Annotated in this window: 15 protein-coding genes; 9 read left to right on the plus strand and 6 right to left on the minus strand. The window is 63.6% G+C overall.

The window, feature by feature from the left end; genetic code table 11:
* Positions 1-749 precede the first annotated feature (749 nt).
* From E3O45_RS13865 to E3O45_RS13875, 3 genes are all read right to left on the minus strand, one after another.
* A complete protein-coding gene (locus E3O45_RS13865; protein ID WP_134443909.1) occupies positions 750-1,010 on the minus strand; it encodes a Txe/YoeB family addiction module toxin in 261 nt (86 codons plus the stop codon).
* Entirely contained in the window at positions 1,007-1,330 is a 324-nt protein-coding gene (locus tag E3O45_RS13870; RefSeq protein WP_134443910.1) for a type II toxin-antitoxin system Phd/YefM family antitoxin, read from the minus strand. Before E3O45_RS13870 ends, E3O45_RS13865 begins: the two co-directional genes overlap by 4 nt.
* A 400-nt stretch (positions 1,331-1,730) precedes the next feature.
* Entirely contained in the window at positions 1,731-2,135 is a 405-nt protein-coding gene (locus tag E3O45_RS13875; RefSeq protein ID WP_134443911.1) for a heavy metal-responsive transcriptional regulator, read from the minus strand.
* Between the two features lie 54 nt (positions 2,136-2,189).
* On the opposite strand from E3O45_RS13875, the gene E3O45_RS13880 reads away from it, so the two are divergent.
* Complete coding sequence (locus tag E3O45_RS13880) at positions 2,190-2,489, plus strand: thioredoxin family protein (RefSeq protein ID WP_134443912.1); 300 nt, start codon at positions 2,190-2,192, stop codon at positions 2,487-2,489.
* Positions 2,486-3,847 (plus strand): NAD(P)/FAD-dependent oxidoreductase, encoded by a 1,362-nt coding sequence (locus tag E3O45_RS13885; RefSeq protein ID WP_134443913.1) that lies wholly within the window; start codon positions 2,486-2,488, stop codon positions 3,845-3,847. Before E3O45_RS13880 ends, E3O45_RS13885 begins: the two co-directional genes overlap by 4 nt.
* A 212-nt stretch (positions 3,848-4,059) precedes the next feature.
* Here E3O45_RS13885 and E3O45_RS18290 read toward each other — a convergent pair whose 3' ends face one another.
* Positions 4,060-4,614, minus strand: a complete 555-nt coding sequence (locus E3O45_RS18290; RefSeq protein ID WP_134443914.1) for a TetR/AcrR family transcriptional regulator — start codon at positions 4,612-4,614, stop codon at positions 4,060-4,062.
* 71 nt (positions 4,615-4,685) lie between these two features.
* Here E3O45_RS18290 and E3O45_RS13895 point away from each other — a divergent pair, with 71 nt between their 5' ends.
* From E3O45_RS13895 to E3O45_RS13920, 7 genes are all read left to right on the plus strand, one after another.
* On the plus strand, positions 4,686-5,042 hold the full coding sequence (locus E3O45_RS13895) for a DsrE family protein (protein ID WP_092448666.1): 357 nt from the start codon (positions 4,686-4,688) through the stop codon (positions 5,040-5,042).
* 33 nt (positions 5,043-5,075) lie between these two features.
* Positions 5,076-5,369, plus strand: a complete 294-nt coding sequence (locus E3O45_RS13900) for a putative quinol monooxygenase (RefSeq protein WP_092448665.1) — start codon at positions 5,076-5,078, stop codon at positions 5,367-5,369.
* Positions 5,370-5,577: 208 nt separating this feature from the next.
* Positions 5,578-5,721, plus strand: coding sequence for a hypothetical protein (locus E3O45_RS17580; protein ID WP_166789502.1), 144 nt, complete (start codon positions 5,578-5,580; stop codon positions 5,719-5,721).
* A 642-nt stretch (positions 5,722-6,363) separates the two neighbouring features.
* Positions 6,364-7,377, plus strand: coding sequence for an endonuclease/exonuclease/phosphatase family protein (locus E3O45_RS13905; protein ID WP_174843091.1), 1,014 nt, complete (start codon positions 6,364-6,366; stop codon positions 7,375-7,377).
* A gap of 724 nt (positions 7,378-8,101) precedes the next feature.
* Entirely contained in the window at positions 8,102-8,602 is a 501-nt protein-coding gene (locus E3O45_RS13910) for a hypothetical protein (RefSeq protein WP_134443915.1), read from the plus strand.
* A gap of 111 nt (positions 8,603-8,713) precedes the next feature.
* On the plus strand, positions 8,714-10,585 hold the full coding sequence (locus E3O45_RS13915) for a bifunctional 3'-5' exonuclease/DNA polymerase (RefSeq protein ID WP_241985364.1): 1,872 nt from the start codon (positions 8,714-8,716) through the stop codon (positions 10,583-10,585).
* A 482-nt stretch (positions 10,586-11,067) separates the two neighbouring features.
* Positions 11,068-11,589, plus strand: coding sequence for a DUF3145 domain-containing protein (locus E3O45_RS13920; protein ID WP_134443916.1), 522 nt, complete (start codon positions 11,068-11,070; stop codon positions 11,587-11,589).
* A gap of 151 nt (positions 11,590-11,740) precedes the next feature.
* On the opposite strand, the gene E3O45_RS13925 is transcribed toward E3O45_RS13920, so the two are convergent.
* Entirely contained in the window at positions 11,741-12,976 is a 1,236-nt protein-coding gene (locus tag E3O45_RS13925; protein WP_092448662.1) for a beta-ketoacyl synthase, read from the minus strand.
* Between the two features lie 104 nt (positions 12,977-13,080).
* Positions 13,081-13,329: an acyl carrier protein gene (locus E3O45_RS13930; RefSeq protein ID WP_092108059.1), complete on the minus strand. Its 249-nt coding sequence runs from the start codon at positions 13,327-13,329 to the stop codon at positions 13,081-13,083.
* Between the last annotated feature and the right edge of the window lie 51 nt (positions 13,330-13,380).

A 13,380-nucleotide genomic window follows, 5' to 3' on the forward strand; every position in this document is an offset into this window, starting at 1 on the left:
GAGGATGCGGTCAGGGCTGGCCCTGATTCGCTGTCGGCTGCCGGCTGCCGACTGTCGGCCGGGAGGCGAAGGCCATCCCTGTCTGTTTCATACTCGGATGGGCCGACTCGCGTCATGCCGTCGAGGATAGCGTTCGGTCAACCGTCGAGGCCACGGCGGTGACACTCGACGGCGCCCGGGCGAATAGTGCGCTCGCCACGGATGAGCGCGAGCCTGTGTCGGGAGCGCGGGCCAGCATCCGCTCTGAAAATGCACGCGAGGAATTTCGCGCCATTGACCACGCATGCCGTCGAAACGATAGTGGGTCATGGCCACCGCGTTGAGATCGGCCTCGTCCAAAGACTTGCGCGCGTGCCTAGCGGAAAGCCCGCGAACCGTTTCAGCGGGATCGGGACCGGTTCAGCTCGCCAAGCGAGGCAGGGGTGAGCCGATTCTCGCCATCTACGGCACCCTCGGCGGGTGGGACCAAAGGCGCGTGGCGGTCGAGTACCTGCGCGTGAACGGGTTCCGAATCATCGCTCCGAGCATGCCTGGGTGCCTGGGAACACCGCTTGCGACGGGGCAGACCTTTGCGCTGCCGGGCTACGCGATGGCAGCGCTGCTCGATGCGCTCGAGATCGACCGCATCATCGTGTTGTCGGGCCAGGCAACTCAGCAACGGGAGAACCAAACCCAGAGACCGGCAGCAGTCATTCCGATAGTCGAGCCGTGCCACAGGGAGACCTCTTGCAGGACACGTAGACCTCGGGTCAGTAGCGGTCGCGAGCTTGCAGGATGATGATGTGGTCATCCGTGACGTAGTAGACCAGCCGATTCGTGTCGTCGATGCGGCGGGACCACGCGCCGGCAAGGATGTGCTTGAGGGGCTCAGGTTTGCCGATCCCCGCGAACGGATCGCGCAACGCGTCGTTGACTAGCTGGTTGATGCGCCTCAGAGTCTTGCGGTCCTGGGTTTGCCAGTAGATGTCGTCGTCCCACCCATTCGGGTCGAAGGCGACAGTCCGACTCACTCGGTTGTCAGGTCGTGCTGCTCGAACTCTCCGCGCCGCACCCGCTCGATCGCCGTGAGCAGCCGCTCGGCCGTCGCAGGGTTCCGAAACAGGTAGGCAGTTTCGGTTATCGCGTCGTAGTCGTCTTTCGACATGATCACCGAGTTTCCGTGCCGGGAGGCGACCTTGACAACGGTGTGGTCATCGTTGACCTGCTGGATGAGCCTTGAAAAAGGCTGCGTGCTCGAAGCACTCCGGCGCTGAAACCGACACGACAGTGAGCGAACGATTGGCGCTAAAGATGGGCGGAGTGAACTCGTCGAGGTAGTAGAAAAGTTCATCAAGGAGTGCAGTGCTCGAGACCGAAGTAGGCATGATCTCTAACTCTAAGCTCGAGAAATGTATGAGGTCACGATGACCCGGTCGCTTGTGCGCACTGACACTCGGTTCTGATAAGTCTTCTGAAGGGTCCCGTTGTTCCAAATCTGAACCGGCGCTTGGTACAGGTAAGTGGCGTTGGGCTTTTGATACGTCGCACTCGACGGAGAACCAAGAGTTTGCCCGATGCACCACTTCGCGAAAGTGTCCCAGCTCTTGCCCGAGGGAGCACCAATTTTGCTGTAGTCCCCCTTGTGTCCCTCGGCAATGTGCCGAAGACAGTCCGCATGGTTCCACGTCTGAATTGCAGCGGTAAATGGCGGTGAATTCGCACCGATTAATGGCGTGAATGAACGTTGTGCGCTAATGGTGAGCTTGGGTGAAGAGGTGACAGACACTGCCCGCTTCGCAATCGCCCGGATCAAGAGGTTGGCTCGCTTCGATGAAGTGGTGCAACTCTGATTCAAGAAGTGCAAGTTCCTGCTGGCGGCGGTGCACATCCGTCAGTTTCGCCGCGAGAAGGTCTAAGACGTGCCCGCACGGCACCTCGCCTGCTTCTCTCACCGTGATGATGCTGCCAATTTCGGACAAGGTTAAACCAGCCGTCTTGGCAGACCGAATGAACTGCAGACGCGAGAGGGCCGCGTCGTTGTACCGCCGGTAACCGTTCCCCGCACGTTCGGCGGGATCCAACAGGCCGCGCCGCTCATAAAACCGTATGGTCTGTGCGGTTGCGCCACTCGCGATGGCCAGGTCTCTAATTTGCATAGTCCCATTCCACTACTTGACCTTGCACCGTGGTGCAACGTCTACGGTAAGGGCATGGATATTACGTTGCAGTACTTCAATGGGTGCCCGAACTGGAAAATTGCCGCTGAGCGGCTAGCGGTGATCGCAGTCGAACGCCCCGGCACCGTCGTGACCCGGCGGTTGGTCGAGAATCTGGAAGACGCAGAGGCAATCAATTTTCGGGGATCCCCGAGCATTCTGGTGGGGGGAACAGACCTTTTTCCGGACCAGTCGGCGTCGGTCGGGATGGCGTGCCGCATTTATAAGACTCCCACGGGATTAGCCGGCGCCCCCACTCTGGAGCAACTGCGCGATGCGATCACCACAGCATGAGCGACACGTTTGAGGAATACGACCTGTTTGTGATCGGCGCCGGAATGGCCGGCACCACAGCAGCCAATAGGTGCGCTGCACAGGGATGGCGCGTGGGGATCGTTGATGCCCTGCCGTACGGGGGCACGTGTGCGCTGCGCGGGTGTGACCCGAAAAAGATTCTCCGTCGGGGAGCGGAAGTGATCGACGCCGCCCATCTGATGCAGGGCAAAGGCATCAGCGAGAATGAGCTCACGCTGGACTGGGCGGCGCTGATGCGTCACAAGCGCGGTTTCACCGACGGTGTGCCTGAGAGCATGGAAGACGAACTTCTGCGCAACGGTGTGAGCACTTTTCACGGTGCCGCTCACTTCACCGGGCCCCATCACCTCGAAATCAACGGCGTGCGGCACCAGGCGAAGCGGTTTCTCATAGCGACTGGTGCCCGACCGCGCCCCCTCGATTTCCCCGGACACGAGCACCTCATCGATAGCACCGACTTTCTCAACCTCGAGGAGCTTCCCGGCCGGATCGTATTCGTCGGGGGCGGGTTCGTCTCCTTCGAGTTCGCCCACATCGCAGCCCGCGCTGGTGTGGACTGCGTGGTCATCGATCACGGGGCGCGGCCGTTACGCGCGTTCGACCCCGATCTCGTCGATCTGCTGGTGCAGCGCAGTGAGCAAGCCGGCATCCGCGTGAATCGCAGCACCTCAGTTATTGCAGTGGCGCGCACCGCGACGGGGCTTCAGGTGAGCGTGGAGGAGCACGGCGTCACGACCGTCGTCGAGACAGATCTGGTGGTGCACGGCGCAGGCCGGGTGCCCAACATCGACGGCCTGAATCTGGCGGCGGCAAACATTGCCTGGGGCCCGAAGGGGATCGATGTGTTCGGACACCTGCAAAGCCGCAGTAATCCGTCGGTCTTCGCCGCCGGCGACGCCGCCGACACTCCCGGAGAACGCCTCACGCCCGTCGCCGTTTTTGAGGGCAAGGTGGCAGCATCCAACATGCTCAAGGGCACGGTGACCGTGCCGGACTATGCCGGCGTCCCCACCACAGTGTTCACGATCCCGGAACTGAACCGCGTCGGCATGCTCGAGCACGAAGCCGTGCGTGATGGCCGTGATATCGCTGTGCGCTACAACGACACCAGCAGTTGGTACGCCAATTACCGAGTCGGTGAGACCGTCGCGGCGACGAAGGTCATCATTGATACAGCAACCGATCAGATTCTCGGCGCACATTTGCTCGGCCCCGGCTACTCGGAAGTGATCAACATCTTCGGCCTCGCAATCAAGCTGGGCCTAACCACCCGACAACTAAAATCGGCGACCGCGACCTATCCGTCCGTCGGTTCCGACCTTGGCTCCATGCTCTGACCCCGGTCTCCGCAGACGACCGTCCATGGAGCACCCACGCTCATCCATGCGTGTACGTGGTCTTTGGCGCTACTTGGTGGCGTTCTGAGGTCGCTTCCTCCCAGCGTTGGTCGGGCGCCACCCGGGAGGGCGGGTGCACCGGTCGGGTGTTGAGCTCGAATGCCCGCAACGCAGCTGATGTCTTCACTGATCGCTTCCCTGGAAGCTGAGTTTTAGACGAGTTCTTGTGCCATGGTGCTGGCCTGACGCACGAGTCCAGCGTCGCGGCCCACTTTAGCGGCCGTGATGGCCGCGTCGTAGAGCAGAAAGAGGCGAGACACCAAGGTGGAGGCTGGGTCCTCGCCGGCGATGGAAGCGAGGTGGGCGCGAACGACTTCACGGTAGTGTTCGGCTACCCGGCGCACGCTGACGCACTCGGGCAGCTCGATCACCGCGTTGGTGAACGGGCAGCCGTGAAAGGTGTGGGATTCGACTGAGACCGCTAGCGCTTCGAACAGGGCAGCCACGCGCTCCGGGCGCGCGCCGAATGGGTCGTCCAGAGAGCGCGAGTGCTGAACCCAGCCGTCCAACTCTTGTTCCAGATAGGCCACGACGAGCGCTTCCTTGCTCGCGAAGTTGTTGTACAGGCTGGCCTTTGCTACTCCTGCGTTGCGAACGACGAGGTCGATTCCGGTCGCGTTGATGCCGCGTTCCTGAAACAGCTGAGCCGCGGATGCCAGCAGGCGTTCCCGGGCGCTGCGTGTCGCAGCGGTAGTCGTGGATCCCATGATTGGACAATACCAGACAGATCGGTATAGTTATAAGTGGCCAGATCGGTCTACCTAGGAGGTACATGTTTATGTCTGAACTCAAGATCGCCGTTGTCATCTACGAGCCCATCGGCTCCGACACCTCACGCGTTTACCGCGGCCTCAAGACCGCCCTCGAATTCAAGGAGGCCGGCGATGAGGTCGTGGTGGTCTTTGACGGCTCCGGCGTTGAGTCTCTCGCCGCCATCTCCGACCCCAAGCACAAGATGAACCCGCTCGCCGTCGCGCTTCAGGACAACATCTTGGGTGCCTGCGGTTTCTGCGTCAACTCCCACGGAGTCTCCGACCCGATCGAGACCGGCGGATGGCCATTGCTCACCGACTACAAGGGCGAAGCGAGCACACGCAACCTAGTCGTTCAGGGCTACCAGATCCTCAGCTTCTAGACGCTGCACCAACCCCACCTGATCGGAGCATCCATGGCACTCACCGTTTTACTCGACCTTCGTCTGAAAGCAGAGGCTGTCGCCAATGCACCGGCCATGCTGAGAGATATCCTCACCGGCACCCGGGCATTTGACGGCTGCCTCGGTGTCGACGTCCTAGTCGATGCCGAAGATTCCTCCCACCTGATCCTGCTCGAGCGATGGGCCTCCGCCGAAGCCGACTCGGCCTACCGTGCCTGGCGTGCCGGCGCGGGTGCGACCGAGCTCGGCTCACTCCTCGTCAGCGCCCCGCAGGTCTCGCAGTTCGAGATCGCCACCGACATCTAAATCACGCCATGCGGCGCAGACCTGAGGTAGACCTCGGTTCTGCGCCGTTGTGTGTCGCGTGTCACGGACGTGGAGCCTGCAGGGCGCCGATGCCTGATGCAGGCGCGGGTCCAAGGGCGGAGACCCCGAGCAGGCTCACGACTTGTTGGCCTAGTGGCCGTTGCGGCGAGCCTGTAACGGGCAGCGTGCAGGCGGTCAAGGCTTTGTGATGGCCGGCCCTGCTGGCTGGACCGCCGCGATCACGTTCCACGTATGCACTGCCGGTGCATCCGTTGATGGAGTCCTTACCGCCATCGGAAATACGCGTACGCGCCCCTGGGCCGCACCGGGACGCCAGGGCATTCCCGGCTAGGCGTCCCGCAAGACGTTCCCCATCCGGGATGACAGCGACGGTCGATGCCGGCAGAATGACCAGTGCAAACGAGTACTGACCCACGCGACCAGTCCGACGCTCACTGCACTGTTCCTCGTATTGGGCAGCCAGACCAAGGCGGTCGCGTCTGATCGCGCTGCGCTGCTCGCGGCGATCCCCGGCCGCACAGCGCAGCTGGAGGCGACGCTTCGCGCGTCGCTCGGTGCGAAGCGACGTCGGCGGGGCGTGGAGAACGACTTCCGTCCGTTCACTCCGGCATCGCTGGATCGCGTCACGTGCCCGACGCTGATCGTGCACGCGCGCTCGGATAACTCGGTGCCGCCGTCCAGCACCGAGCATGCCCATGCGCGTCCTGCCGGCTCCGAGCTGGATGGATGGACCGGTCCTCGTGTTCGCTCTCGAGGCCGCCGACACGGCTTCGGAGTACGTCCTGAACTGGCTGCGCAATGCCGGCGCGTGGTGCGCAGATGCGGTCGCCACCAGTTCGATAAAGTACCGTTCGCGGCGGCGGCGGCCGCTACCTTACGTACGTGAGTGTGCGGAGATATGATCTTTTCAGATTTCCATTACTGAGTGCCGTACGGCCCATCCGTCTGGGCAGGGCAGTTTGGTTCACAAATCATGACGACAACAATGCCGCCCGACGTGGCGGAAAACCTGATCGCGTTCAGAGCAGCGCTGGCCGCAGTGGTGCCGCCGAAGCACCCCGACGATCTACTGATCGCGACCTGGAACCTTCGGGCATTGGGGGATCTGACAGCCAAGTGGCACGCCGAACCGGGGGATACTCCCAAGCGGGACTGGTACTCCCTCGCGTGCATCGCTGCGGTAGTGGCCTGCTTTGATGTGATGGCAGTTCAAGAAGTGCGTCGCAACACAACCGCCCTGCAATTTCTGCTCGAGTTGCTCGGAGACGACTGGAGAGTGGTCGTCTCCGACGTCACCGAGGGCGGTCCAGGAAACGGAGAACGGTTGACGTTTCTGTATGACTCGACTCGGGTGCAGCCTTCGGGACTGGTGGGTGAGATCGTGCTGCCAGCACAGGTCGACGGGCCGGCCGAACAGTTCGCCCGAACGCCGTACGCCGCCAGTTTTGTGCGCGGCTCAGCGGAATTCACCTTGACCACCGTGCACGTCATCTGGGGGGCTGACCCGACTGCGCGGCTGCCGGAGATCACGGCGTTCGCGGAGTGGATGCGTGCCTGGGCCGATCGGACCGACCGATGGAACCAAAACCTTCTCGTGCTGGGCGATTTCAACCTCGACCGCATTGGTGACCCGCTGTTTGAAGCATTTGTATCGACCGGGCTGTGGCCTCCGACCGAGCTGAATGACATCCCACGAACGGTGTTCGACAACGACACCTCGAGGCACTTCTATGACCAGATCGCATGGTTCTCGGACCCAGACGGAAAATCCCTGCTGACCTCCCTGACCTACACCCTGCGGGCGGGTTCGTTCAACTTTCTGCCACACCTGCTCGGCAGCCTGACACGCACCGAGGTCTCCTGGCGGATCTCTGACCACTTTCCGTTGTGGGTTGAATTCCAGCTGGCTCCATGCGCCACCTTCTCTCAGCGTGTGCAAAACCGGGGAGCGAGCTCAGGTATTCCGCGATCAGAATCCTCTCTTTGACGCATTGGCGATCTGGTCCGGTCGGCGCGCCAGGCAACGAGAACGCCGAGGCCCGACGTCGAATTTGATCGAAGAAGTTGACCAGCCCGGATGCAGCGCTTACATCCGCTTGCACCCGCCTAAATTGGGGGCATGGATCTGCTGGCGAAAGGAAGACCATGAGCATCACCTGCAGCAAAGAAAAAAGCTGCCCAGCAAAAGCAGCACAGGCGGGCGACGATCTGGAGGCCGCGCGCCGCGCAGCGATATAGCAGCCGACCGGCACGGCCCGACTCACCGCGCGCCGCTTTCATGCTCGACATTTGGTAAAACTTGTCCCTGTTTATTCTCGTGGAAACATCAGAAACGATTCGCGGCACGTTCCTGCGATGGCTGAAAGCGCCGCTGTCACATTAAGCGAATGCTTCTGCCGGACGCACATCTCGACGAGGTCGACTTCTGGCCGATCTGTTCTGCCGTGACCAATCTGACCGCTGCCGAACAGGACCAACTTGTGGCACTTCGGGAAAGGGCCGTCAGGTTATCGGCACACCCGCGTTCCTATGTCGGCGCAGACTCCAAGATTGCAGCCTGATATCGATTCAGTGGATATGCTCTGCCGGGCTGAACCAATCGGCATGGCATCTCGTTCTAATTCACGTAGCCCCTCGTTACGCACCACGTGATCACGCACCGCTCAATCACGCACCATTTCAAAGCAGTGCACCGAGAAAAGGAAGCAATCATGAACAGCAAAATATGGCTCAAGGTCGGGCCCGTCGTCGGGGCGCTGGCGATCAGCGTCCTCGCACTGACCGGATGCTCGCAGGGCGCGACGCCGCCGGCGGCAGACGAGTCGAGCTCGTCAAGCGAAGTAGCCGAACCGGGCGCCGACGCGACTCTCGCAACGGCCGACAGCGACCTCGGCACGATCGTCGTCGACAGCGCCGGAATGACCCTGTACGTGTTCGACAAGGACGTCGCCGACTCCGGTGAGAGTACCTGCGAGGGTGACTGTCTCGTCAAGTGGCCGCCGGTCGTCGCGGAATCGGACACCCCGACGGTCGACGGAGTCACCGGTACCGTTGGCGTGATCACCCGAACGGATGGCACAAAGCAGGTCACCCTGAACGGTCTCCCGCTTTACTACTGGGCTGGCGATGCGGCGGCCGGTGACACCACCGGTCAGGCTGTCGGCGACGTCTGGTGGGTGGTGTCACCCAGCGGCGACAAGATCGCCGGCTAGACGGCACGCACAACCCCCGTACCCATCGGCACCACGAAGCCGATGGGTACGGTGCCGTTCTGCCCGGCGCCGTGAACAGGTCAGCCACGCTGAATCGGGCAGAATAGGAGGGTGTATGTACTGGTGCGGCAGGCGGGCGGTGGCGACCTGGTCGTCGAACCCCGCGATGAGGCCGGAGCTTCGCTGCAACCGCCGCGCCGGCTGAGTCTGGACGAATTTCGAACGTTTGTGGCCGCCAGGGAATCCTGGGCCATTGTAGGCCGCCCGCGCTGGGTCTGGGACGACACCGGCCACACCTATCCGCTGCTGCTCAGTGCCGGAATCCGGGTGGAGCGCTGCCACGATCTGCGCCTGTGCCACGTGATCCTCAAGAATTCCGCCCTGACCCAGTTGAGCGAACTGGCCCTCGCCGCGCCGGATCGCTGGGACGCAGCGAGCGCGGTGACAACCGACCAGATCAAGCTCCGGGCGACCCTGTTCGAGTTTGATGTCGACGATGACCATGGTGGTGACGATCTCGCCGACCACGCCGCTGACGGCACCGGCGACTCTGGTGGCACCGAACCTGGCCTCGATTCTCGCGCCCCCGAATCGACGTCCGGGCGTGAGTTCCGCCGTCAACTCGACGCCGTGGCATCCGCTGCCGAACCGGGCCGGTTGCGCCTGCTGCTCGCTGCGGAATCGGCGGGCGCGCTCGTAGCCGCCGAAATGCGCTTCGCTGGGCTTCCGTGGCGCACCGACGTGCACAATCATCTGCTGACGCGGGAGCTGGGACCCCGCGCCCTGCCGGGTGTGAGACCGGACCGTCTTGAGCTGCTCGCCCAGCGGATCCGGCTGGAACTGGATGATGATGCCCTCAACCCGGACTCGTCGCAGGAACTGTTCAAGGCCCTGCAACGCGCGGGACTGGCCGTGACCTCGACCAGGGGCTGGGAGTTGAAGAAGCTCGAGCATCCGGTGATTGAGCCCCTGTTGCAGTACAAGAAGCTTTCCCGGTTGCTCAGCGCCAACGGCTGGACCTGGATGGAGTCCTGGGTCGTCAACGGTCGATTCCACCCCGACTACGTGCCGGGAGGCGTGGTGACCGGCCGCTGGGCGACGCGCGGCGGGGGAGCGTTGCAGCTGCCCAAGCAGATTCGCGGCGCGGTGGTCGCCGATGAGGGCTGGAAACTCGTCGTCGCCGATGCCGCCCAGTTGGAGCCGCGCATTCTCGCCGCGTTGGCCCAGGACGAGCGAATGGCTGCGGCCGGGCGTGGAACCGACCTCTATGCCGGAATCGTTGCGAGCGGCGTCGTGGAGACGCGCGATCATGCCAAGGTCGCCATGCTCGGAGCTATGTATGGCGCCACGACGGGGGAGAGCGGTCGGCTGTTGCCGCGCCTGGCGCGTGCCTACCCTCGGGCGATCGCCCTGACGGAGTTGGCGGCCCGGGCCGGCGAGCGAGGCGAAGTCGTCACCACCCGGCTGGGGCGGTCGTCGCCGGTACCCGGGCAGGGTTGGCATGAGGTGCAAGCTCAGGCGTACGATCCGGCGGCCACAGCGACCGATGAGCGCCGGGCCCGCAGCCAGGCGAGGGACTGGGGCCGCTTCACCCGAAACTTCATCGTTCAGGGCAGCGCCGCGGAATGGGCGCTGTGCTGGATGGCCGAAATTCGCCGAGAACTTGCCGCCCTCCCGGCGTCCGGTGCCGGTGCCGGTGCGACCAGCGCACTCAGACGAGCGGATGGTGGGCCCGGCCTGGCTGCGTCGGCCGCGCGTCCCGCGGCACCAGGGCGGGCGGGCGCGCCCTTCGACTACGCGCCGCACCTGGTGTTCTTTCTGCACGACGAGGTCATCGTGCACACGTTGGCAGCCCAGGCGGAGGTCGTGGCGAAGATCATCGTCACGGCCGCCGAAACCGCCGGTCGGCTTCTCTTTGGCGACTTTCCGGTCGATTTCATGCTCACGGTTGCGACCGTCGACAACTACGCCCAGGCCAAATAGGGCGAGACCACCAGCGCACCGACGTGACCAGGCCCACGGGACGCGCCCATCCCGTCGGTCGAGATCTCAACAGGCTGGGTCCAAGCCCGGCATACGAGGCTAAGTCGATCAACGCAACCGATCTGCGGGGGAGGCACGCAAAAGGGCGGGCCCCGCGGGCTGTGTGCACGTGGGGTCCGTCTGGTTTCCTGCGAGGGAATTCTTGGTGGGAGCTAGCCGGGAGGTGAGTCCTGCGGCCTTGGCGCCCTTGCGGCGTGAGGCGGATCTGCCACTCGCGATCATCAGGTCGTGATGCCCGCGCCCGCTTGTCAATCCACAGCTCCCTGGGGCATAATGGCGCTATCGTCTGCACGGGATCTCCATTGGGGTGAACGCGACTGCCGCACAATTTCACATCCACCATCGTGCTCACAGCCTCAGGTTGGGAGTCCGGTCGTTCCGAGGTCGTTGGGGAAGACGCACCTACAGAACGGAGAAACGCGATGGACGCAGTACAGAACCGTCGGGCGCCGATCGCGCGGGGGGTGCTTTTCGTGCACTCTTCTCCGCGCGCCTTGTGTCCGCACGTCGAGTGGGCCGCTGGGCGTGCGCTCGGCGAGGCGGTGAACTTCGACTGGTCTGAGCAGCCCGCGCTGCCCGGATCCCAGCGGGCTGAATATTACTGGCAGGGCGCCCCGGGTACCGGTGCTGTTCTCGCTTCTAGCCTGAGAGGCTGGGACCACCTGCGCTTCGAAGTGACCGAAGATGCCGGGCGGGGAACGGATGGCGGCCGTTGGCTGCACACACCGGGTCTGGGCATTTTTCATGCCCAGACGGACAGCGTGGGCAACGTTGTCGTGCCGGAGGACCGCATCCGCTCTGCTATGGACAGCGCCGGCGCCAATGCAATCGACCTGCACCGCAAGTTGCGGCTCGCCCTCGGGCAATCCTGGGACGACGAATTGGAACCATTCCGGCAGGCGAGCGACCTGAACGCGGTGGTCTGGCTGCACCAGGTGGGTTGAACCGCCAGGCCGCGCAACGTGCGGTTCGCCGGTAATGGCGCGGCCTGTCGACCGGTGACTTTACCCGGCGGCAAGATCACGAAGTCACCTGAACCGCCCGACAGAAATGACCCCGTCCAACTGGACGGGGTCATTCTCTATTCGCGCAAAACTAGACCGAGCGGAACGCGACGACGGCGTTGTGACCGCCGAAGCCGAAGGAATTGCTCAGGGCGAGCAGATCTCCGGCCGGCAGTGCGCGCGGCGTCGTCACGACGTCGAGCGGAATTTCCGGGTCCTGTGACGTGAGGTTGATCGTCGGCGGCGCGGTGCGCTCAGCGAGGGCCTTGACCGTGAAGAACGCCTCAAGGGCGCCGGCGCCACCGAGCAGGTGACCGGTCGACGCCTTGGTGGCCGAGACCGGGATGCCGTCGAGGAGATCTCCGAAGACGCGCTTGAGGGCGTTGTATTCGGCAATGTCGCCGACCGGGGTGCTGGTGGCGTGGGCGTTGATGTGCGAGACGTCGGCGAGCGAGGCGCCGGCGTTCTGAACGGTCGACACCATCGCGCGGGCGGCTGCGGTCCCCTCGGGGTCCGGCGCGGTCACGTGGTAGGCATCGCTGTTGACGACACCACCGACCAGTTCGGCGTAGATGTGTGCGCCACGTGCCTTGGCGTGCTCTTCGGTTTCGATGACGAGTGCGGCAGCGCCCTCACCGAGCACGAATCCGTCGCGGGTGACGTCGTAGGGGCGGCTCGCGGTTGCCGGGTCGTCATTGCGCGTCGACAGGGCGTGCATCGCCGCGAAGGATGCGATGGGCAGCGGGTGGATCGCGGCCTCAGAGCCACCGGCGATGACGATGTCGGCTAATCCAGCCTGCAGACGGTTGTAGGCGTTGACCAAAGCCTCGGTACTGGAGGCACAGGCGGAGACCACGGTGGTGATGCCGGCCCGGGCGTGCAGGTCCATTCCGATGGCCGCTCCCGGGCCGTTCGGCATGAGCATCGGCACGGTCATCGGCAGCACGCGACGGGGGCCGCGTTCGCGCAGGGTGTCCCAGGCGTCGAGCAGGGTCCAGACCCCACCGATTCCGGTGGCCCAGTCCACGGCCAGGCGTTCCGGCTCCACCTCGGGGGCGCCGGCATCCGCCCAGGCTTCGCGCCCGGCGATGAGGGCGAACTGGCTGGACGGGTCAAGGCGTTTGACCTCAAAGCGCTGCAGCACGTCCGCGGTCTTCACCCGTGCCTGTGCGGCAAAAGTTACGGGGATCGCCGTTTCGGCGACCCAGGCCTGTTCGAGGGTGGTAGCGCCCGATTCGCCGGCCAGAAGGGCCGTCCAGGTGTCGACCGCCGTGCCGCCCAGCGGCGTAGTGGCACCGATTCCGGTGATAACGATTTTCTTGGTCATAAGTCAACTCTCCATGGAACGACAAACGTGTGGGCCGGCGCGATCTGCCACCAGCCCAATGAACAGGTCGGCCGATTTCCGGCCGACCTGGTTCAGGATCGGGCCTAGTCCTGTGCCTTCACGATGAACTCAACGGCGTCGCCGACGGTCTTGAGGTTCTTGACCTCTTCATCGGGGATCTTCACGTCGAACTTCTCTTCTGCGTTGACGACAATGGTCATCATCGAGATGGAGTCGATGTCGAGGTCATCGGTGAACGACTTGCCGAGCTCAACCGTGTCGGTTGCAATTCCGGTCTCGTCGTTGATGAGCTCGGCCAGGCCGGTCAGAACTTCTTCGGTGGACAGTGCCATGTTTTTCTCCTTGAGGGGTGTCTCGGTTGACCGAGACCTAGTTTAGGGGGT

It is taken from the genome of Cryobacterium sp. TMS1-20-1, from assembly GCF_004402355.1.
GTDB classification, from domain to species: domain Bacteria; phylum Actinomycetota; class Actinomycetes; order Actinomycetales; family Microbacteriaceae; genus Cryobacterium; species Cryobacterium levicorallinum.